General features: G+C 69.0%; 18 protein-coding genes. 6 read left to right on the top strand and 12 right to left on the bottom strand.

The features are described 5' to 3' along the window. Window positions 1–134: 134 nt before the first annotated feature. The 4 genes from ligA to mnmA form a co-directional block, all read right to left on the bottom strand. Window positions 135–2,393, bottom strand: a complete 2,259-nt coding sequence (ligA, locus tag RM479_RS05540) for an NAD-dependent DNA ligase LigA (protein ID WP_311510622.1) — start codon at window positions 2,391–2,393, stop codon at window positions 135–137. A 27-nt stretch (window positions 2,394–2,420) separates the two neighbouring features. After that, a complete protein-coding gene (locus RM479_RS05545) occupies window positions 2,421–3,464 on the bottom strand; it encodes a methionine synthase (protein WP_311510623.1) in 1,044 nt (347 codons plus the stop codon). Between the two features lie 58 nt (window positions 3,465–3,522). Further along, complete coding sequence (locus tag RM479_RS05550; RefSeq protein ID WP_311510624.1) at window positions 3,523–4,122, bottom strand: DedA family protein; 600 nt, start codon at window positions 4,120–4,122, stop codon at window positions 3,523–3,525. 143 nt (window positions 4,123–4,265) lie between these two features. After that, the gene (mnmA, locus tag RM479_RS05555) at window positions 4,266–5,363 is read right to left on the bottom strand and encodes a tRNA 2-thiouridine(34) synthase MnmA (protein WP_311510625.1); all 1,098 of its coding nucleotides are present in this window, start codon (window positions 5,361–5,363) and stop codon (window positions 4,266–4,268) included. A gap of 74 nt (window positions 5,364–5,437) precedes the next feature. On the opposite strand from mnmA, the gene RM479_RS05560 reads away from it, so the two are divergent. Both RM479_RS05560 and RM479_RS05565 read left to right on the top strand, forming a co-directional pair. Then, window positions 5,438–6,619 carry a DUF695 domain-containing protein gene (locus tag RM479_RS05560; protein WP_311510626.1) on the top strand — a complete coding sequence of 394 codons (1,182 nt, stop codon included), beginning with the start codon at window positions 5,438–5,440 and terminating at the stop codon, window positions 6,617–6,619. 163 nt (window positions 6,620–6,782) lie between these two features. Beyond that, complete coding sequence (locus RM479_RS05565; RefSeq protein WP_311510627.1) at window positions 6,783–7,736, top strand: hypothetical protein; 954 nt, start codon at window positions 6,783–6,785, stop codon at window positions 7,734–7,736. A 213-nt stretch (window positions 7,737–7,949) separates the two neighbouring features. Here RM479_RS05565 and RM479_RS05570 read toward each other — a convergent pair whose 3' ends face one another. Both RM479_RS05570 and RM479_RS05575 read right to left on the bottom strand, forming a co-directional pair. Beyond that, window positions 7,950–8,276, bottom strand: coding sequence for an ArsR/SmtB family transcription factor (locus RM479_RS05570; protein ID WP_311510628.1), 327 nt, complete (start codon window positions 8,274–8,276; stop codon window positions 7,950–7,952). Beyond that, window positions 8,273–9,109 (bottom strand): SRPBCC domain-containing protein, encoded by an 837-nt coding sequence (locus RM479_RS05575; protein ID WP_311510629.1) that lies wholly within the window; start codon window positions 9,107–9,109, stop codon window positions 8,273–8,275. Before RM479_RS05575 ends, RM479_RS05570 begins: the two co-directional genes overlap by 4 nt. A 206-nt stretch (window positions 9,110–9,315) precedes the next feature. Here RM479_RS05575 and RM479_RS05580 point away from each other — a divergent pair, with 206 nt between their 5' ends. Beyond that, window positions 9,316–9,603 carry a DUF4287 domain-containing protein gene (locus RM479_RS05580; protein WP_311510630.1) on the top strand — a complete coding sequence of 96 codons (288 nt, stop codon included), beginning with the start codon at window positions 9,316–9,318 and terminating at the stop codon, window positions 9,601–9,603. 221 nt (window positions 9,604–9,824) lie between these two features. Here the strand turns inward: RM479_RS05580 and RM479_RS05585 are convergent, their stop codons facing one another. Next, on the bottom strand, window positions 9,825–10,712 hold the full coding sequence (locus RM479_RS05585; protein WP_311510631.1) for a CPBP family intramembrane glutamic endopeptidase: 888 nt from the start codon (window positions 10,710–10,712) through the stop codon (window positions 9,825–9,827). Window positions 10,713–11,050: 338 nt separating this feature from the next. On the opposite strand from RM479_RS05585, the gene mug reads away from it, so the two are divergent. Next, the gene (mug, locus tag RM479_RS05590; protein ID WP_311510632.1) at window positions 11,051–11,695 is read left to right on the top strand and encodes a G/U mismatch-specific DNA glycosylase; all 645 of its coding nucleotides are present in this window, start codon (window positions 11,051–11,053) and stop codon (window positions 11,693–11,695) included. A gap of 274 nt (window positions 11,696–11,969) precedes the next feature. Here the strand turns inward: mug and RM479_RS05595 are convergent, their stop codons facing one another. Next, window positions 11,970–12,908, bottom strand: a complete 939-nt coding sequence (locus tag RM479_RS05595) for an ion transporter (protein WP_311510633.1) — start codon at window positions 12,906–12,908, stop codon at window positions 11,970–11,972. A gap of 507 nt (window positions 12,909–13,415) precedes the next feature. Between RM479_RS05595 and RM479_RS05600 the strand changes: the two genes are divergently transcribed. Continuing rightward, complete coding sequence (locus RM479_RS05600; RefSeq protein WP_274809273.1) at window positions 13,416–13,967, top strand: thymidine kinase; 552 nt, start codon at window positions 13,416–13,418, stop codon at window positions 13,965–13,967. Between the two features lie 567 nt (window positions 13,968–14,534). On the opposite strand, the gene RM479_RS05605 is transcribed toward RM479_RS05600, so the two are convergent. The 4 genes from RM479_RS05605 to RM479_RS05620 form a co-directional block, all read right to left on the bottom strand. Then, entirely contained in the window at window positions 14,535–15,299 is a 765-nt protein-coding gene (locus RM479_RS05605; protein ID WP_311510634.1) for a hypothetical protein, read from the bottom strand. Continuing rightward, a complete protein-coding gene (locus RM479_RS05610) occupies window positions 15,292–16,368 on the bottom strand; it encodes a C40 family peptidase (RefSeq protein ID WP_397221459.1) in 1,077 nt (358 codons plus the stop codon). Before RM479_RS05610 ends, RM479_RS05605 begins: the two co-directional genes overlap by 8 nt. 103 nt (window positions 16,369–16,471) lie before the next feature. Then, on the bottom strand, window positions 16,472–17,137 hold the full coding sequence (locus RM479_RS05615) for a hypothetical protein (protein WP_311510635.1): 666 nt from the start codon (window positions 17,135–17,137) through the stop codon (window positions 16,472–16,474). A 34-nt stretch (window positions 17,138–17,171) separates the two neighbouring features. After that, window positions 17,172–19,454, bottom strand: coding sequence for a conjugal transfer protein TrbL (locus RM479_RS05620; protein ID WP_311510636.1), 2,283 nt, complete (start codon window positions 19,452–19,454; stop codon window positions 17,172–17,174). Window positions 19,455–20,356: 902 nt separating this feature from the next. On the opposite strand from RM479_RS05620, the gene RM479_RS05625 reads away from it, so the two are divergent. Then, window positions 20,357–20,839 (top strand): sigma-70 family RNA polymerase sigma factor family protein, encoded by a 483-nt coding sequence (locus tag RM479_RS05625; protein WP_311510637.1) that lies wholly within the window; start codon window positions 20,357–20,359, stop codon window positions 20,837–20,839. Window positions 20,840–21,178: the final 339 nt, after the last annotated feature.

Here is a 21,178-nt window from a genome sequence, read left to right on the forward strand (position 1 = left end):
CAAGACGTGGGTCGATTGTGGCGCGAACCGGGAAAAGAAACGGCGGTCCGGAACGGATTCCGACCCACGGACCATCGAACGGACGTGCGTGTCGGATGGCTTCCGGACCGCCGCGCGGCCACCTTCACGCCTCACTATTCGGGATCTGACTTCATCTGTTCTGTCATTGCCTCAGCCATCGTTGGCAGGTTGATAGCCATCTTCAATGCCTCTTGCGGGCCACGCTCCAACAGCACTTTGAAGCCCTGCTCGTCCAGGATCGGCACACCCAGCTTGACGGCCTTGTCGTACTTGGAGCCGGGGCTGTCGCCCACCACCACGAATCCGGTTTTCTTAGACACCGACGATGTGGCACGGCCCCCGCGCCCGGTGATGGCTTCCTTCGCACTATCGCGTGTGAACTCTTGCAGACCACCGGTCACTACAACTGTGGAGTTGTCGAGGATGTCCGACTCATAATCAGGCGCCTCGTCCTCCATGCGCACGCCGGCCGCCGCCCACTTGGCGACGATCTCCCGGTGCCAGTCGACCTCGAACCACTCCTTGATGGAGCGGGCGATGGTCGGGCCGACGCCGTCGACGGCCGCCAGTTCCTCCTCCGAGGCCGCCCGGATGGCGTCCATCGACCGGAAGTGGCGGGCCAGGTCCTCGGCGGCGCGCGGGCCCACGTGCCGGATGGACAGCGACACCAGGACCCGCCACAACGGCCGCGTCTTGGCGATCTCCAACTGCTCGAACAGCTTCTCCACGGTCTTCTTGGGCTCGCCCTTGAGATTGACGAAGAAGGAGACGACCTTGGCCTCGCCCGTCTTGGGGTCGGTCTTGGGCTCGGAGGTGTCGGGGTCGAGCACGTAGGTGCGGATCGGCAACAACTGCTCGACGGTGAGGTCGAACAGGTCGCCCTCGTTCGCGAGCGGCGCCTCGGTCGGCTCCAGCGGCTGCGTCAACGCGGTGGCCGCCACGTAGCCGAGCGCCTCGATGTCCAGCGCCTTGCGGCCGGCCACGAAGAACAGGCGTTCGCGCAGCTGGCCGGGGCAGGAGCGGGCGTTGGGGCAGCGCAGGTCGACGTCGCCCTCCTTCTGCTGACCCAGCGGGGTGCCGCACTCGGGGCAGACCTCGGGCATCACGAAGGGCCGCTCGGTACCGTCGCGTTTCTCCAGCACCGGGCCGACGATCTCGGGGATGACGTCGCCCGCCTTGCGCAGCACCACCGTGTCACCGATGAGCACACCCTTGCGCTGGACCTCCTGCGCGTTGTGCAGGGTGGCGAACTCGACCTCGGACCCGGCCACCGTGACCGGCTCCATGACGCCGTAGGGGGTGACCCGACCGGTACGGCCCACACCCACCTTGATGTCCACCAACCTGGTGGTGACCTCTTCGGGCGGGTACTTGTAGGCGATCGCCCAGCGCGGGGCGCGGCTGGTGGATCCCAGCCGCCGCTGAAGCGAGAAGGCGTCCACCTTGATGACGATGCCGTCGATCTCGTAGTCGGGCTCGTGCCGGTGCTCCTGGTAGTGGGAGACGTAGGCGCGCACCTCGTCCATGGAGGACACGACCCTGTAGCGGTCGCTGAGCGGCAGTCCCCACTCCCCGAGCAGGGCGTAGGCCTGCGACTGGCTCGTGAAGGCGACGTCCTCCGAGCCCGGACGACCGTTCTCGCCGCCTCCGGCGGGAACGTAGGCGCCCACGCCGTGCACGATCATCGACAACGGCCGGGTGGCGGTGACCCGCGGGTCCTTCTGCCGCAGCGATCCGGCGGCGGCGTTGCGCGGGTTGGCGAAGGGGGTGTGCTCGCCGGTCTCGGTGATGCGCCGGTTGAGCGCCTCGAACGCCTCGACCGGCAGGAACACCTCGCCGCGCACCTCCAACAGCTCCGGCGCGGGGCGCACGCTCTCGTCCAGCCGCTCGGGTACGACGTCGATGGTGCGGATGTTGAGGGTGATGTCCTCGCCCACCCGGCCGTCGCCGCGGGTGGCGGCCCGCACCAGGCGGCCCTTCTCGTAGACCAGGTCCACGGCCAGACCGTCGATCTTCAGCTCGCACAGGTAGGCGTCGACGGGTACCTCGGCCGAGGCGCGGTCCGCCCAGGCGTTCAGCTCGTCGAAGTCGAAGGCGTTGCCCAGGCTCTCCATCCGCACCAGGTGCTCGACCGCCGCGAAGTCGACGCTGATGGGGGCGCCGACCTTCTGGGTGGGCGAGTCCTGGGAGATGAGCTGCGGGTACCTCTCCTCGATGGCGCGCAGCTCGCCCATGAGGGCGTCGTACTCGGCGTCGGAGACGATCGGGTTGCCCAGGTAGTAGCGGTAGCTGTGATCGTCCAGGTCCCTGGACAACTCCTCGTGGCGGGTGCGCGCCTCGTCGGGGGTCTCGCTGGTGTTCTCGGGCGCCACGTGGCCGCCTTTCCGTCTCGTGCTCGTCTACGACCTGCGGGGCTCGTCACGCAGGACCCGGGCCCCGTCCCGCGCGGCCCGCAGGGCCGCCCGGGCGTGGTGGGGGGAGGCGCCGGCCAGCCCGCAGGCGGGGGTCGTGACCACCGTCCGTGAGAGCAGGTCGGGGCTGAAGCCCAGCCGGTTCCACAACTCGCGTACGACATCGACGTTAGCGGCGGGGTCGGACATTCGGGCCTGCTCGGAGGGGGTGGGATCGACCGCCGGAACGACGCCGAGCAACAGCCCGACACCGGCCTCGACGGCGGTGCCGACCATGTCGTCGTGACGACGGTCGAGCAGTCCGGCGTCCAGGCTCAGCGCTCGCGCGCCGCTGCGGCGCAACAGGTCCAGGGGCGCGTTGCCGGCGCAGCAGTGGACGACGGGGACGGCCCCGGCGTCGGTGATCGTCGTGAACAGGGTGCGCAGCGTCTCCTCGACACGGATCCGGTCCACGGCGCGCAGTCGGCCGTAGCCGCTGGCGGTGGGCAGGGCGCCGAGCAGGACGGCCGGCAGGGAGGGTTCGTCGATCTGCACGAGGAGGCGGGCGCCGGGCACCCGTGTGCGGACGTCGGCGAGGTGGGCGCGTACGCCTTCGAGGTGGGAGGCGCAGAGATCGCGGTACGCGCCGGGGTCGGCGATCACGCGCTGGCCGTTGCGCAGTTCGGTGGAGGCCGCCATCGTCCACGGACCGGCCACCTGGATCTTGAGCGCGCCCTCGTAGGCGTGGGCGTGCTCGGTGAGGACGTCCAGGTCGCGGGAGAGGAACCCGTGGGCGCGGTACAGGTCGCGGCCGGGGGTGTCGGCGACGCGCCACCCGGTGGGCTGCACCTCGACGGGGAACTCCACGAGCAGTCCGGCGGTGCGGCCGATCATGTCGGCGCCGACACCGCGTCCGGGCAGTTCGGGCAGGTGGGGAAGGTCGGGGAGTTCGCCCAGGACGGTGCGGACGGCCTCGTCGGGGTCCTCTCCAGGCCACGACCCGACCCCGGTGGAGGAGGCGGTGGGCCAGGGGTAGGGGTGCTGTTCGCTCACATCGCCCAAGGTTAGGGCAAGGATGACCCGGGGTACGGCGCGGCACGGCCGCGCCGGGTCAGGTGGTGGCGCGTTCGGAGGAGGAGGGGGAGTCCTCGTCGGCCCGCCCGGTCCCGCTCGGCTCGGCCGTCTCGGCCTCCACGACCGGTTCGACGCCGGGGTCGGGGGCCCGCGGGTCGTCGGCCGCGCGGGACGCTCCACGGCGACGGAGGAGCACCATGACGGTGACCAGGACCGCGGCCACGGCCACGACCCCGATCGCGGTCCACGGGGAGTCCAGGAACAGCGTGAGCCAGGTGCCGACGATCCCGGCGATGACCATGCCCCACAGGCCCGCCCAGGCCAGTCCGCCGACGAAGACGGCGGCGAAGTAGCGCGGGAAGCGCATGCGCACGACGCCCGCGGCCAGGTTGATGGCGGTCTGCATGCCCACGGTGAAGAAGCTCAGGGTGACCACGGGCGCCCCGTAGCGGTCGACGAGGTTCTTGGCCCGGTCCAGGCGCGGACCGAGCCGGGTCCCCATACGGCTGCGGTTCACCCCGGCGCCCAGCCCGCGGCCGATCCAGTACGTCGCGGGCGCGCGCAACAGGATGACGACGAGCAGCGTGAAGTAGACGACCCAGAAGGGTTGACCTTCGAGGAAAGCGAACTGGGGCATGGACGGGTCTCCCAACCTTGACCCCATCACTTTGCATTGCCTTACCTAACCCCGGCAAGAGGCAAAGGGCGGAAAGTGACCGAAAACCTGTCCTGCTTTGCCCGGTTTGTCCTGCGGCTCCTCCACCGGATCCCGGGACACCGTCAGGCGGAGGCGGAGACGCGGGCGGTGACCGCGATGGTCGCCGAACCCAGCACCGTGTCGCCCTTCCCACCGTCGTAGACCACCACGGCCTGACCGGTGGCCACCCCGGTGGCGGGCTCCGCGAGCCGGACCACCAGCTCCGGGCCGGACTCCCCCTCGCGCTGGTGCGCCGTCGCCGCGTACACCTCGCCGTGGGCGCGCAACTGCACGTGGCAGGCCGTGGGCTCGGTGAGCGGCTCCGAGCCGCTCCACACCGGCCGCACGCCCGTGATCTCGTTGACCCGCAGCGACGTGCGCGGCCCCACCGTCACCGTGTTGTTCACCGGCTCGATGGACAGCACGTACCGGGGGTCGGGAGCCCCGCCCAGCCCCAGCCCCTTGCGCTGGCCCACCGTGAAGGCGTGCGAGCCCCTGTGGGTGCCCAGCACGTTGCCGTCCTCGTCGAGGATGTCGCCCGGCCGCTCCCCCAACCGGCGGTTGAGGAAGCCGGCGGTGTCACCGTCGGCGATGAAACAGATGTCGTGGCTGTCGGGCTTGTCGGCGACCGCCAGCCCCCGGCGCTCGGCCTCGGCCCGCACCTCGTCCTTGGTGCAGTCGCCCAGCGGGAACATGGCGTGCGCCACCTGTTCGGCGTCGAGCACGCCCAGCACGTACGACTGGTCCTTGGCCTCGTCGACGCTGCGCACCAGGCGCCCGTCGACCTTGCGGACGTGGTGCCCGGTGGCCACCGCGTCGAAGCCCAGCGCGATCGCCCGGTCCAGCACCGCCTCGAACTTGATCTTCTCGTTGCAGCGCAGGCACGGGTTGGGGGTGTTGCCGGACTCGTACTCGGCGACGAAGTCCTGCACGACCTCCCGGTCGAACTCCTCCGACATGTCCCACACGTAGAACGGGATGCCGATGACGTCGGCGGCCCGGCGGGCGTCGTGGGAGTCCTCGACCGTGCAGCACCCGCGGGCGCCCGTGCGGTAGGACTGAGGATTCTTGGAGAGCGCCAGGTGGACACCGGTGACGTCGTGGCCGGCCTCGGCCACACGGGCCGCGGCGACCGCGGAATCGACCCCGCCCGACATGGCGGCCAGTACACGCAAAGTCATAGTGGTTCCAGCCTATGCGCCCCGCGGGGGTGTGCGGGGCGGGTGTGGTCGTCCGCTTCTGCGAAAATCGACCCATGGCTCTGTTCCGTCGTCGCCGCTCCAACGACACCACCGATTCGACCGCCGCCATCTCCGCGTTCTGGGATGCCTGGCCGACCCTGCGCGCACCGCTGGCCGAGGCCGTCGCGGCGGACCGCCCGGCACCCGACGAGGTCGCCGAGCGGGTCACCGCCCTGGTCAAGGCGGTCCATCCGGACCTGGACTGGGAGGCCGGCCCCGCTCCGAGCACCCCGGAACCGGGCCTGGAGGACCTCGACCTCTCGATGGACGTCGACCCCGACGAACTCCTGGAGCGGTTGGCCGCGCTCGACGACCCCGCCGCCTTCGGCAAGGGCCCCGCGCACGCCCTCACCCTGCGACCGGGCCCCTCCGACGACGCCCGCATCCAGTCCGAGCGCTGGACGCGTTCGGCCCCGGACGACGACGCCTGGGCGTTCCTGCCGGCCCGCCCCGCCGACCACGAGAGCCTGACCGGGACCGTGAGCTGGGACGACCACGAGCTCGACCTGACCCACGTGTCGGTGTCGATGCGGGTCGACCACGCCACCGGGCGGATCGAGGTGGGCGTCTACCACCCCGACAACATGTTCCTGTCCGAGGACGTGCGCCGCGCCCTGGCCGACCACGTGGTGCTGCTCGCCCTGGGAGAGGACGAGTCGGTGCGCCGCGTCGGCACGGTGGTCCCGCTGGAGGAGTCCCCCCTGGACCCGCTGCCGCCCACCTCGATCCCGGCGGCGGTCCGGCAGATGATCGACATGCTCGGCGGCGGCAACGACGGCTGGGTGACCCTCAAGGCCACCAACCTGCGCCAGGACCAGCTGGTGCTCTCCGCCCGGCACCCGGTGACCCGGCGTGACTTCCCGGCGTTCACGCTCGCCGTGCAGGTGCTCGTGCCCTACACCGACAAGGGTTCCGACGGGCAGCCCGACGGCGCCTCCGCGGTCGCCCTCCAGGAACTGGAGTCCCGCCTGGCCCGGCTGCTCGACGACAACGGCGCGCTGTTCCTGCGGAGCACGCTGTCGGGTCGCAGGGACCTGATGTACTACCTCGACCCGGAGTCGGACGCGCTGGCCCCGTTCGAGGAGGAGCTCAAGAGCTGGTCCGAGGGGGATCTCAAACTGAGCAGCAGGCTGGACCCGGACCGGGCGGTGTTCGCCGCCGCCCTGCGCCCGTACCGCCGTTTCCTCCAGGGGTGAGACGCGTCCCCTTCACCTGCCGTTGACCCTCGACCGACCCGGCGCGGACATGGTCCCTCCCTGGTCGGCCGTGAGGTCAAGTCCGAATCCCACGTTGCACATCTGGCGCTCAAGCCTCGACAGGCGTAACGTTGCCTCCCCGCCAGGAGGATGATCAGGCCTGATGGACGGTGTGCTTCCCCGTGCTCCCACGGGCCGACCACGACTCGCCGCGGTCGGTGCGATCCTCATCCTGTGCCTGGTCGGCGCCCCCCTCATGTCGCTGTTCCCGTTGGGCGTGTGGGACGTCTCCCGCGCCCTGACGATGAGCGACGCGGGTCTGGAGATGTTCCTGCTCACACCCGTGGTCACCGGGGTCATCCTGCTCATGGTGTGGCTGGCCACCCGCTGGCTGGAGGGGTTCGGCGTCGATCACGCCCTGACCTGCGCGGTCCTGGTGACGGGCACCGCGATGACCGTCCCCGTCGTGGTGGCCTTCCTCGCCCCGGAGGCCACACCGCTGTCCGGCGGCGTCACGGTCAACATCGCCTTCCTGACGGGCGCGATCACCACCCTGGGTCTGGGCGCCGCGATGGTCACCGCGTGGCTACCGGGAAGGCACAGACCCGGAGCGCTGCCCGCCCTGGTGCTCATCTGCGCCCTGTTGGCGATCCTGCCGCTCCTCTCCGAGGAACTGCGCCGGTACACCGCCGCCGAGGGCTCCCGCGACCTGCTCCTGGAGTACGGGCGACCGATCGCCGTGCTGGACCACCCCGACTGGACCCTGGCCGCGGCCCACCGGACGCACCAGGGGCTGCGGTTGACCTACCACGGCGCCGACGGGTCGCCGTTATACGTCGTCACCTGGAACGACGCGGCGGTCGCCGAGGGCATCGCCTCCGGCTGCGAGTACCCCGGGGTGTGGTGTCGCGACCTCGACGGCACCCTCATCGTCCACCACTCCGACGGATACCCCAGCGAGCTGCGCGTCCACCTGGACGACGGCTCGATCGTGGGCCTGGTGCCGGACACCGGCACCCCGGCCGATCCGACCTCCACGATCCACCACCTGCGCCCGGAGTCCCCGGGAGAGCGCGAGGTCCTCGCCGGGGGGATCAGCTCCCGTTCCTGGCGTTGAACGCCAGAGGGCGCCGGGGCGGGACGCGGGGTCGGCGGAGATCGGGACGGCCGCACGCAGGCGTCGGCGCGGGGGCGGGCACCACCGGCGGAGCCGCGAAGGTCGATCCGGTGGCGTGCGGTGGCCTCCCCGAGCGGCCCGCCGGGTCCGGCGAGGATGACCCGTCGGTGTCGGTCGGCGGGTCGTACCCGTCGGAGAGGCCACCGCGCGTCCTCACGGTCGGTCGTCGCGTTCGGCGAGTTCCTTGAGCGAGGCGAGCCTGCGTTCCCATGTCTCGCCGACCCTTTGCAGGTCACGGCCCAACGCGCTGAGTCGCCCGCCCACCGCCCGGTGCACGACCTCGCGCCCCTGCCGCCGCGACTCCACCAGGCCGACGGCCCGCAGCACCTCCAGGTGCTTGCCCACCGCCTGCCGGGTGATGGGCAGGTCCGCGGCGAGCGCGGACGCCGAGGCGGGTTCGCGGCCCAGGCGGACCAGGATGTTCCACCGCGTCTCGTCGCCCAGGGCGGCGAACGCGGTGGCGACCTCGGTCCCGCTCATCCCCGTGCTCCCGCCAGGTGCTCCGCGAGGCCGGCGAAACCGCCCTCCCAGCCGTCGGTCTCGGCGGCGGCCTCCTCGGGATCGGTGAACCCGGTCTGGGTGACGGTGAGCAGCGAACCCTCCCCCGAGGCCCGCACCTCCAGGACGACCAGGGTGGAGTCGTCGCCGGGATCGGTGTCGGTCTCGGCGGCGATGCGGTAGGCGAACCGGCGGGGCGCGACGGCCTCGACCACCCGGCCCCGGAAGGTGCCGTGCTCGTCCCAGCGCAGTTCCATGGGCGCGCCGGGTTCGGCGACGAAGTCGGCGCCGTCGAAGGCGTACCAGCCGACGAAGCGCGCGGGTTCCGTGATGGTCTCCCACAGGCGTTCGGGCGTGGCATCGACGTGTACGGCCCGGCGCACGGCGAGCGGGTCCAGGTGGTCGCGGGCGGCAGCCAGTTCGATCTCCCAGCCCTGGGCGTTCTGCTCGAACCGGCGCCGCCGGTAGGCCTCGGTGCCGCCCAGGGTGGCGAAGCCGCTCTCGACGACCCGCAGCCGGACCCCGCCGGCGGGGAGTTCGTCCAGGTGGAACTCGACCAGGGTGGAGGCGTCGGTGTCGTCGTCCAGCCACCGGAAGGCGGCGTAGCGGTGCGGGTCGAGCTTCTCCGTGCGGATGCGGAAGTCCCCGTGCACGGGATCCCGGACGATGTCGATGTCGCCGTCGCGTTCGATGGCGTGGTCGATGATCGCCCCGTCGTTGATGAACCAGCCCGGGCGGGTGATCAGGGCCCACACCCGGGTGACGGAGGCGTCGATGTCGATGGCGCGTTCGATGCGGTCGATGTCGTCGATCATGGCGATCCTCTCCTTTGAGCGCAACCCCAGGGTTGCACTTTGATCCCCAATGCGCAACCCCCGGGTTGCGCTTTCGCGGTGCGCACCGTTCTCGGACCACCCGGCGACCCGTTCCCACGAAATGTCCGAGCACCGCGACAGGCTTCCCCCATGACCCGGCGACGCGTCCGCGAGCACGCGGAGCGCGTCCGGCGGAAGGAGAGAACATGTCGTTCCAGGCGTACCTCGACACCATCGAGGACAAGACCGGACTGACCCCCCGTGAGTTCGTCTCGCTCGCAGGGGAGCGCGGCCTCGACACCCCCGACACCAAAGCCGGGGCCATCCTGGCCTGGCTCAAGGAGGAGTACGGCCTCGGGCGCGGCCACGGCATGGCCCTGGTGCACGTCATCAAGAAGGGCCCCGAGATCAACGCCGGGCACGTCGGCACCACGGGGTCGCACCGGGACGAGTCCGCCACCCTCTGGCTCGACGGCAAGGCCACCCGCCCCTGAGGTCCCCTCGGGCGCCCCGCCCGCTTCCCGCGCGTACCGGTGGCGCGGACGGGGGCGACCGCCGTGGTGTCACACCGCTCCCTCACCGGGGTGTTCGCCTCGGGACGACCGGGCGGCGAGGACCGCGAGGAGCGCGACTCCCCGATGTCGGCCTCGGGTCGGACGGAACGGACACCCGGCCGGGCCTGGGCGACGCACGGCCCGGCACCCGCGCGCCGGACTCAGCCGATATGGAACAGCGGCACCGCGTTGACGAGACCGTGCACCACGAGCAGCGGCCACATCGCCCGGTACCTCCACCACAAGAGCCCCAGGAAGATCCCCGTCACACCCTGGTTCGCGACCACCCGGGCGATGTCGGTGAGCGGGTCCCCGGTCCCCTGGATCGCGACATGCCAGAGGGCCCACAGGATCGAAGCCCACAGGATCGCCCCCACCGGCCCCACCAACAGCTCGAACCGGGTCTGCGCCCACCGCCGGTAGAAGACCTCCTCCAGGACGGCGTTGATGAGGAATCCGATGACGATGACGACCACGAGCGTCACCGGGTCGAACTCCGCCGGATAGCCGAACCCGTGGTCCGTGAAGGCGATGGCCAACGTCGCCACCGTCCACACCGCCACCGCGACCAGCGGCGCGACCCGTACGCGGGGACGTTCCAGGGCCCGCAACGCCGCCCGGGCACCGGCCTCCCTCCCGAACCCGGTGAACCTCCACAGCGCCAACGGCAGCACCAGGAGCAGGAGGAGTTTGCCGACCGTGTACACGGGTTCGGCGGGCCCCGACGCGAGCAGCAGCACCACGAAGGCGAGGGCGCACACCACGAGCACCGACGCCTGGGCACCGAGGGCCCACACCGCCTTCGGCGTGGTCTCCGGCCGCCGGACATCGTCACCGGTCACCCGTCGCGGCAGGAGCAGCACCACCGACGTCCCGGCCAGGACGGGCAGCCAGGTCCGCCAGATGTGCTCGGTCTCCTGTGAGTCGGCGCTGGTCCTGATCCGCCCATCGGCTCCGATCAGCACGAAAAGGATCGAGACCGCGTAAACACCGAGCGCGGTCAGCAGAAGTGCGACACGGGTCCACCGGGGGAGGGCTCCATCGACCATGCGCCCGATCGTAAACGCCGCGACAAAAGCCGCATCCGAGGCTTGAAATTCTCATATTCCGTCTGACGGTGACGACGCCCGCGCCGTCCCACCGTTCCACGGCCACGGTCCGCGTCATCGCAGAGCGGTCGGCTCCCCCCGGCCGAGGCGCGGGAAGACCGGGGCACGGGCAGGCTCGGAGCCGGGGACGGCCCAGGAAGGACGTGGTCGAGGTGGGGACCGAGGGCCGGCGGGGAAGACCGGAGCGGTGAGGAGGAGAAAGGACCGGTGTTCCCGAAGGGACGGACCGGGAGCGGTGGGTAGGCTTCCAGCCGGCGAAGGCCTGGCGAGGGGGCACGATGAGCGGTGGCGAAGGCGGCGGCGAGAGGGGACGCGGAGGAAGACCGCTGCGCGGGGTCGGCGGGTTGAGCCGGGAGGAACTGGACGCGGCGCGCGACCGGCTGTTGCCGGACGTGCTCGCCGACGGGCTGAGGGTGGTGTTCTGCGGGGTGAACCCGGGACTGACCACCGCCGTGCGCGGTCACCACTTCGCCGGTCCCGGCAACCGGTTCTGGCCGGCGTTGGCCCGGTCCGGGTTCACCCCGGAGGTGCTGCCGCCGGATCGACAGGGCGAGCTGCCCGGTCTGGGCCTGGGGCTGACGAACCTGGTGGCGCGGCCGACCCGCGGCATCGAGGAGTTGACCGCGGAGGAGTACGCGCGCGGTGTGGAGGTGCTGCGCGAGAAGGCCCTGAAATGGGAGCCGGACTGGCTGGCGATACTGGGGGTGACGGCGTACCGGGCGGCTTTCGGAGCGCGCGGGGCGCGGGTCGGTCCGCAGGAGGAGACGCTCGGTGGGACCCGGGTGTGGCTGCTGCCGAATCCGAGCGGGCGCAACGCCCATTGGACACCCGCGATGCTGGCCGAGGAGTACTCCCGGTTGCGGGCGGCGGCGGGCCTCCCCGACCGGTCGACCGGGACCGACGGAGCCACCGCGGTCGGTTGACGTCGCGGGGAGGACCGGAAACGGGGAACCGGTCGCGAGGCCTGAAGGGAAACGTACGGCCGAGTAACCGCGAAGGAATTTCACGGAGCGGCGTTTCCAAAGTCCGGGGCGCCTCGGAGGGTTTTCTCTACGAAAGACCTCGACATCTCCATTCGGAGACGAAGGGACGGCACCCTTGCGCGCCGGCCGTTCATCACCACCGAATCCCGGGCGGTCCTCGGACACGGCGACGGGCCCCGCGACCCTCCCGCGAGACCCGTCTTCCGGACTTCGGCTACCCCTGTGGCCGGTGCCCGTTCCCCACCGCCTCGGACCCCGCCTCGATCGGGGCACCGCCCACCGGACCCGCCTCAGAACCCGCTTCCGGCCCCGAGCCCGATCCCGGGTCGGTGTCCGTCGAGAGCGGCCCCGTTCCGCCGTCGCCGCGCTGTTCGCGCAGCATCCGGTCGAGCCGCTCCACCTGTGCCCCCAACTGCTCCAGGCGCGCCATGACCGCCTCATGCTGCACTGCCTCCAGCGCCTGGTCCTCCACCCAGCGCTCCGCGTTGAACTCCCGCTCCATGGTCGTGACGATGACGCCGATGACCAGGTTCAGCATGATGAACGCGGTGAGCACGATGTAGGTCACGAAGAACACCCAGCCCATGGGGTGGTCCTCCAGGACCGCCTCGGACACGTCCGGCCAGTTCTCCGTGGTGAGCAGCAGGAACATCGTGTACAGCGACGCCCCGAGGTCTCCGAAGAACTCCGGCACGTCCTCACCGAAGAGCTGCTGCGCGATGATCGCCGAGGCGTAGACGGCCACCAGCAGCAGCCCGATGACGGTGCCCATGCCCGGCACCGACTTGAAGAGGGCGGTGATGATCAGCCGCATCTGCGGGACGGCCGTGATGACCCGGAAGACGCGCAGCACGCGCAGGATCCGCAACACCGCGAAGGGGCCCGTCGCCGGGATCAGTGAGATGAGCACGACGAGGAAGTCGAACCAGTTCCACGGATCACGGAAGAACCGCCCCCGCCAGGCGTAGAGCTTGAGCGTCATCTCGATGACGAAGACGCCGATGAAGACCCGCTCGGCGACGAGAAGATAAGGAAGGGCGGAATCACCATAAGTCGCCCATCCCAAAATCACCGCGTTGACGATGATGATCCCCAGCACCGCATTGGAGAACCACGCGCTCTCCACCAGACGGGTGACCCGGTCTCTCCGCAATGTCCTGTCCCCTCCAGAATTCCACTCCCGATTCGGACAGTGGCCCCCCACATATATCAAAGCAACTCGAAACGCTCTTCGGCGCGTCACTCAACGCCGAGAATCCCGCCGCCTTCGTGATGACGCAGGTCACCCTCCACGCCCGTACCTCTCGACCCGCCTCCCACCTCGACGGGAGCGCTCATCCGATCCCCGATGCCGTTCGGCGCCGTCCGAACGATAACGGAAGGGTGACGGGCGGTGAGTTTTCCACGTGCAACACACCACATCGGCCTTTCCGGCCGGAACACGAACCCTCACAAACCAGACCGGAAACACGCGTTCGGATGGGAACTCTGGAGTCGACGGGGAAGGGGACCTTTCGGAGAGTGGGATGCCGGGCCACCCGCAGGGGTTCCTGGAAGCGCGGGACGCACTGGTATCTTCGCTGCTGGCCGCCGGGCCCCGCCGGACAGGGGTCATGGGCGCCGCCGGCACCGGGCCGCCCACGACCGAGGAAAGAAGGCCATGGCGGAGCTGAAGTACTTCACCGGAGCGATGAACTCGGGCAAGAGCACCATGGCCCTCCAGGAACATCACTCCCGTGGTCGTGAAGGCGTGCTGTACACCCGCCAGGACCGAGCCGGCGCGGGCATCATCTCTTCCCGGCTGGGGCTGGAGTCCCCCGCCGTCGAGGTCACCGACGAGCTGGACCTGTACGACGACGTCGCCGACCGCAAGGCGCCGTACGTGATCTGCGACGAGTCCCAGTTCCTGTCCCCGAAGCAGGTGGGGCAGTTGGCGGGGGTCGTGGACGGCATGGGGATCGACGTGTACTGCTACGGGATCCTCACCGACTTCCAGGGGCGGCTCTTCCCGGGATCACAACGGCTGGTGGAGTTGGCCGACAAGATCGAGGTCCTGCCGGTGTCCGCGCGCTGCTGGTGCGGCGGTCGCGCCACGCACAACGCGCGCGTGGTCGACGGCGTGATGGTGTACGAGGGCGCACAGGTGCACATCGGCGGCAACGAGTCCTATGCGACCCTGTGCCGGCACCACTTCATGGCGGGCATCGCCTGATCGGAACCGGCCTCGTCCCGCCTTCCGGTCGATCGGCGCCCGAAGGATGAGCGCACCCGCGGCGACCGGCTCGGCGTGGCACACGTCAACGGTCGGGGGCGGTACGCGAAAGGCCGACTGAACGGATACGGCCCCGGCCTTATCAGCGCCGCCTTCAGCGGCCACGGCACAGTGCCTTGGCGGACGCACGGCCCGAAACGGAGCGGACACCCTGTCGGTTCCGGCGACGGGAGGCCACGAGATCGGCTGAGGCTTAACCGAACGTCGCAGGCGCGCCCGCTTCGATCAGCCTCACGGCCGAGGCCTGCTCTTCCACGTTCCTGCCGGCAGGCAGCATGTTCACCACGGATACCGATCGTCACGGTGCCCGGCCCAGCTGGCCACTGAACGGACGGAGAGTGGCTGGGCAGGGTGAAGTCGGCGGAACCTCAGCACCCCCTTGTTCTTACTTTAAGGAGCAGACAAGGGATACACGATGCGGTCATCTCAACCTGTGGACAGCCCGCATTCCCCACGAACTCCTCCGCCGCACTCAATCCCAGCTCCAAAATACCCGACCTTAACGAGCTATCTCGGAATGAGATCTCTCATATCGTTATCCAATCTCCTATGAAGTTTTTGCACCTCACTGGAGAACGCCGAAGCATCAACTTGATCATCTGAATCCAACCGAATGACTATGACCCCACTACGCTTTCTGGCGACCACAGAATAGAAGGTTCCCGATCCGGACTCCGGAGTTCCATAAAAATACTGCGCCTCGTCGAGAAAATCGTAAGATCCACTCTCCTCGATCGACACCCCCCCGCCACCGACTTCGGAAGCGACCTCCTCCAAGTATCCACCAGCCAAATCATCCCTGCCATCTTCCGGCGAATAGATGACAGCCCAATAAGAGATTTCGGCACTCCACGACCCACTAGGATAGGGTGCTCCATTCGGAGTCACCCGGGCTCGACATGATCCAGATCTGACCAGATCGTCATCCTCAGGGGGGCCCCCGGAGATCGATTCATCCGAAGGCCCTTCGATCTCTCCCACCAAACTCAATTGAATAGACGAGATCGAATCAATGATGCCACAAAGCTCAAAGGCATCCGACTTGAAATCTTCCCGAGGCGCCGTAGGTTGCGCACCAAAAACTCCTGGCCCGCCAACATCTTGGGATCCAACCCCCACCCCAGAGGAAAGGGCAGAGAGAAATGAACCGAAGATCACAAGAACGATGCCGAAGACTCCGAAAGCCGCCAACGTCCCGCATCCGAAAACCGCGAGTGCGGCCTTCCACCCGTGCAACCCCTGTTTCCTGGGTGGTGCCTTCTCGTCAACCACGGTTATCCTGCGCCTCCAACTGGGCCTTCACATCGGGGTGTTCGAGCGGACGGGTGAAACCCACGATGTCCGACCGATTGGGGTCATCGTACTCTCGCACCGCGATCGGTCCACAGTTGGTGCACCAGGCCTCCACCATGAGGCCGTCTCCGATCACCATGGCCATATGACCGGGCCCCGGAGGTTCTCCCGCCCGCGTCACATCAAAGAACACCAGGTCGCCAGGCTGTTCCTCACCAATGGGGATCTCGGGACCGAATTTCCATTGATCCTGTGAGACCCGTGGGATCGTGACCCCGATGCTCTCGTACGCCTTCATCGTGAGCCCCGAGCAGTCGTATCCGTGCGGCCCGGTCCCGCCCCAGATGTAGGGCTTCCCCCGCTGATCCAACGCCCAGTCGATCACGGCCTGCGTCAACTCGTCGGGGGCCCGACCGATCGGAGCCCCGTCCTCGTCCAACTCGCACAGCACCGCGGTCCGGATCGGATCGGAGGTGTTGAAGTCTCCGTCCGCGTACCTCTCCGCCCACTCCAGCACGTCGTCCACGTACCACCAGGCGTGGTTGTAGCCGTAGATCGCCTTGCGCACGTCATCCTGGATGCCGTGGGCGATGAGGTAGTCGGCGGCTGCGGGGATGGCGTCGCCTGGGTCGTAGACGTTGACGATGCCGTCGCCGTTACCGTCGACCCCGTATCCGTTCTCCGGCCGGTCCTCCACCGGCTGAATCGGCTCGCCGCCCCAACTGTTGCCAGCCGCCGATCCGTCGAGCGAACCGAACTGCATCGGTCCGGCGGCGCCCCAGTCGTTGTGGCCCTCCGTGATCCCTGGCCCCTCCCACCGCCCGTGATGGGACTCCACCTGGCCGACCCCGGCGAGGATGTTCCACGGGATCCCGCGGTCCTCCCCCGCCTCCTGGTACAGCTTCAGATAGTTCTCGGGGATCGAGTCCATCGCATAACCGCTCGCCCCCGGCTGTTCGGCATCGGCGTTGGGCGCACAGACCAGGCCGTTCGCCATAAGGCCGGCGATCTGCTGCCCGGTGTTGGTGACGATGGGGATCACGAACATCGCCACCATGATCGTCAACGCCACTACGGCGGCCACCAGGCCGCCGAACCACAACCTCGTCGAACCCCGATCATCTGGAGCACCGAAAAACGAGAACACCGGGTCACTCCTCCCCGAACTGTCCCGCGTCGGCGGGCTGGAAGTCGAAGACCCGCCACGTCCGACCTTCCTGGACCACGGTGATCGCGAACTCCCCGAGTTCCTCGTCGAATTCCCGGTTCGCCGTCTCGGTGATGGACTGTGCCGTCACCACGAAGGTGATCGAGTCGTCCCCGAAGGTTCGGATGAACTCCACCTCGGCCCGCCCCTGGGCGACCGCTTCGGCCTCCGCCATCTCCTCCCAGAAGGCTCCGGCCCGCGAGGACTCCGTCAGCACCTCGGCGTACTCGGCGGTCGCCAACGTCCGCATCGAGTCGTAGTAGGCCTCGGGGGATCCGCTGTAGTCGATCGTCCCGTAGGCCTCGGCGAAGGTCAGAGCGGTCGCCCCGGCCGCTCGAAGCTCCTCTTCGGGGAAGGGGAACCATCCCAGCACGTCCACGTCATCGACGGCGGTGGTCGGCAACGGGCTGGGCTCGACGCCGGACAGCGCATCGGGTGCCTCGGCGCTGCCCCCGTTCCCCCCTTGGGAAACGCCGGGGTCGACCGGAGCCTCCTCCGTCGCCCCATCGCCGAAACCGCCGACGCTGAAGTACACCCCGGCTCCGACCAGCACGACGATGAGACCGATGAACACGAACCTCTGGGCACGCTCGGGGAGAGGGTTGGGCATAGCTCGGGGCCTTTTGTCGTCGTTCGGGGGCGGGTCAGTCGTCGTTCAGCCAGAAGGGCACATCGCGCTTCCGGTCCCTGCGGGGGCTGTTGGAACCTTCTCCCCAGAAGGGGGTGATGGGGGCATTGTCCTTGCTCTTACCGGATCCACTCAACCAGCCGCCCTCACCGTCTCCACGCCGACTCTCCGGAGCCGGTGCCGGACGGCCCGGCCGCTGCGGGGCGGTACGTTCGCGCCTCTCGCGCGGCACACCCCATCGGGAGCCCCTGCCGTCGGGGTTCCCCCTCGGCGGAGTGTCCTCACGGGCACCGAAGATGCCCCGCCCTGTGCTGGGATCGGGCCGTTCCGCACTCGCGGCACGACCGATCCCGGCGGCGGAGGAAGAGCCTCCGGCGTCATCACGCCGCTCGGAACGTCCACCGGAGGCGGTGCCGAACACCGATGCCCAACCGGTGTCACCGGTGCCGGTGTAGCCGCCGCTGGGACGTGGGGGGATGGCGCCTGTGCGTCCACTCAGACTCGGTGCCTCGTCGGCCGTGCGCCTGCCGCCGGCAGGACGGCTCCCACCGTCTTGGCGGCTGACGTTGAGCGGTGGCGCTGCCCCGTTGCCCCGGACCCGGCCGTAGCCGCCGACGCCTCGTACCCGAGGCGCTTCGGTGGCCTCGCCCACGGCCTCTTCCTGGCCCCTGACGTTGACGTCACCGCCCGGAGCACCGGCACCCCCGGCCGGGATCCCGGCCGCCGTCGCGGCGATCGCGGCACCGTTGCGGCGGCCCCAGTTCTGGGCCTTGAGGTAGGCCGCGGGCGGCAGGACCATCGAGCTCTTCGCGAGGACCTGGCTGTTGGCGGCGTCGCTGACGACCCGCGAGCTGAAGGAGTTCGCGTTGACCGAGGAGAACAGGTAGGCGAAGGGCTTGCGGTAGACGAAGAGCGCCACCGTGAACAGGGCGAGCAGGATCATCTGGAGACCCCAGCCCAAGCTGGTGGACATGACCATGCCGTAGCACATGACCAACAGCGAGATCAGGAGCACCACGAAGATCTGCTTGAGCAGGAACCCCACCATCAACTCGACCCAGCGCAACAGCACCATCCGCCCGTATCCGGGGTGGATACCGATGAGCAGGAAGACGGGGGACAGCAGGAACAGGACCAGGAACGCGATCTTGAGGACGATGAGCGCCACGGATCCGGCGAGGATCAGACCACCCGCGAAGATCGACGCGAACAGGGCGAGCGTGGCGACGCCCAACCTGCTTCCCTGATCCTGACCCGAGAAGAGTGGGTAGACGCTGGGATAGTACTCCTGGACATCGGCGGCGATGGTCTCGTAGGACTCCTGTTTCGCAGTGACGAGTTCGTTCGCGTCCACCTCGTCGTCCAAGATCTGCTGCTGTTCGATGCGGCTGATGGCCTGCGCCTCGATGAGATCGACCCCATGAACATGGGATGCGGATTCGGCGATGTCCCCATTGCCGAACTGCCCCGCCACCCACGGCTGGCACACCAGACTCGACCACAACATGTCCGCGTTGCGCCGCACCTGGAAGTCTGACTCGGATTCCCAATCGGCTTTTTCAGGAGGCTCAGCCCCGGAAGGGCACGTCCCCGATCCCCCGCCGTAGGGAATCTGCCCCACCGTGCTGGTCACCAACTGGCTGCCCGAGTTGACCAGGCTGCTCGCCAACCCCATGACCTGTGCCGGGTTGACCATGATCCACAGCCCCAGCGCCGTCGCGCCGACCATCCACACCGTCGACTCGATGGTCAGCGTCATCCGCTTCCGGATGAGCCCGTACCACCCCAGCCACAGGGCACCCAGGATGACGACCGTGGGGATGAGCGGCCGCCAGATCCCCTCCCGCAGCGTCACCACGACGCTCTCCACCAGTTCGTTGAAACTGGAGAGCAGCCCGTCGGATGTCGCCGCCTGGTAGACGGTGATGGTCGACTGGTTGATGGTCTTGGACAGGTCCCAGGCGGTATTGGCGAGGGTGGCCTGCGGCCCGTTGCTGATCCCGTCGACGCACGATTCGGTGATCATGTGCCACTGCTGTCCGGCGGTCCCGTACTGGCCGTACATGCTGGCGTCGGGCGGCAGCCCGTCGGGGGCGCCCTCGATGGCCGATTGGGACTGGGGCGGCACCAGCAGCCCGTCCGATCCGCTCCCCGCGGATTCGGGCAGCGGTGCGGGTTCCCCAGGGCACAAAGGGTTGGCCTGGGCCCCGCTGAGCGGCAGCACCAGGAAGCCGGCCAGCAGAAGGAACGTCATCAGGAGGCGTCGCCATCCCCGCCGTCGGACGTGCTGATCCGTCATCTGCTGGCTCCTGCGTCGTCGTTCGGTGCCCAGGGGTCGATGGCGGACACCGTGAGGCCCGGTTCTCACCCGGCCGCCGCACGCCATCCTCCCGTCCGGGCGTGTGGATGCGCACGCCCGCGCGAGGCCGTGCGCGACCACAAGGCCCCCGGATGTCTTTACCCCATCCTCTATGGTGCTCCATCACAGAGTTCTCGTACGGGCGCAACGCGATGAGTTTTCCGGTTCTCGATCCGACCACACCCAGACTGGGGGTGACAAAAGGTTCACATATCAACGTTTTCGCAGGTAGTGGACATCAACGGACTTCCAGAAGCACCGAAAAGCGACCAACCGCAATTACCCCTTCTGCCCCCTTCTATGAGCGGCGTCACATCCGTACCGCCGGCCAAAAGTGGACACTCGACGGCCAACCGGACTGGTACGGAGTGCCGGACGCACCTTCGGTGGAAACCGCAGTGTGGTTTGTCGTAGGACCGAAAAGAACTTCTCTGGTCAGGTCGACACATCCGCCCATCCGGACATCCCACCGAAAAGAGGCACACCCCGCCCCAGGGCCTGTCCGCGTTGACTCCCCGGTCTCGGCTCATACGATCCTCGGAACGGTTTTCCCGCCCGCCCCTCCCGTCTCGGCACACCGGCGGCTCCCACCGGCACCACCCGCCCCGGCCCCGACTGCATCGCCGGGACGGGCGGGCCCACACCCCGCGTCCCGTCGAATGGTCGCGTCCCGGTGGGCGGCGACCCACCTTCCCGCTCCCCTCGTCCGATCCCCCGCTCCGACCGCGCCGGGGATCCGCAACGGCACCGAGGCGTCCCTCAGCGCCCGCTCCGACTCCGCCTCCGCACGGAAAGGAGCCGATCGGAAGCCGGTCAGCGCCGATGAGCGAGATGAGGAGAGGATGTTCCACCCGCGCCCGCTCGGCTGCGGCCACCGGGTTCCGGATGGCGGTGTCGTCGCCCTTCGGGCCACCGGCCAGGGGCGGGACCGTCCCGACACCCTCGACGGCGGAGTCGATGCCCTGACCGGTGCGCAGCTCGGCGGTCACGTGGCGCAGGTCTTCGGGGCGGGGCGGGAGCCTCGCCCTGCGGCGGTGCCGCACCCGGATGTGGTGCCGCGCTCCGACGGCGGGGCGGCGCGCGGGCGCCACACGAGGCGTTGGGAGGGCGCGCGCACCGTGGCGGAGCAGGCGGTCGTGTTCGGGCGCTTCGCGCCGTTCGTACGTCCGGTACTGGTCAACGGTGCGGAGGGCGTGCTGGTCGTCGCGGGCGGGCGGCCGTTGGCCGTCATGGGGTTCACGGTGACGGCGGGACGGGGCATCGCCGTCGACGTCCTGGCAGACCCGGACCGTCCGGCGTGCCCGGAGCTTCCCGGGGAGGGGTGACGAGGGTCCGGGGACGTGTCGTCCCGTGGGGAAAGGGGGCCGGGGCGTGCCCACGGGGTCCGGGAACGGTGTTCAGGAAAGGCGGGACGCGGTTCCGTCCGACCCCGGTCATGAATGGTTCGTGAACAGCGGTGATGCCTCTTCATGAGGTAGAGCGATGATTCCATGGGCCACCGGTCCGGGATGACCGTTATCGGTCACCTCCCGTTGCCCCCGGATACGGACGCGATGGTCCGGATTACAGTGAGAATGCTTCGGAAAACATCGATGGCCACCGCGAACGTCGGTGATGGGGCTTTTCTCGGATAGATTGGCCTGCGCATCGTCCCCCGGTTCAGA

The organism is Nocardiopsis lambiniae (assembly GCF_031845465.1).
Classification (GTDB): Bacteria; Actinomycetota; Actinomycetes; order Streptosporangiales; family Streptosporangiaceae; genus Nocardiopsis; species Nocardiopsis lambiniae.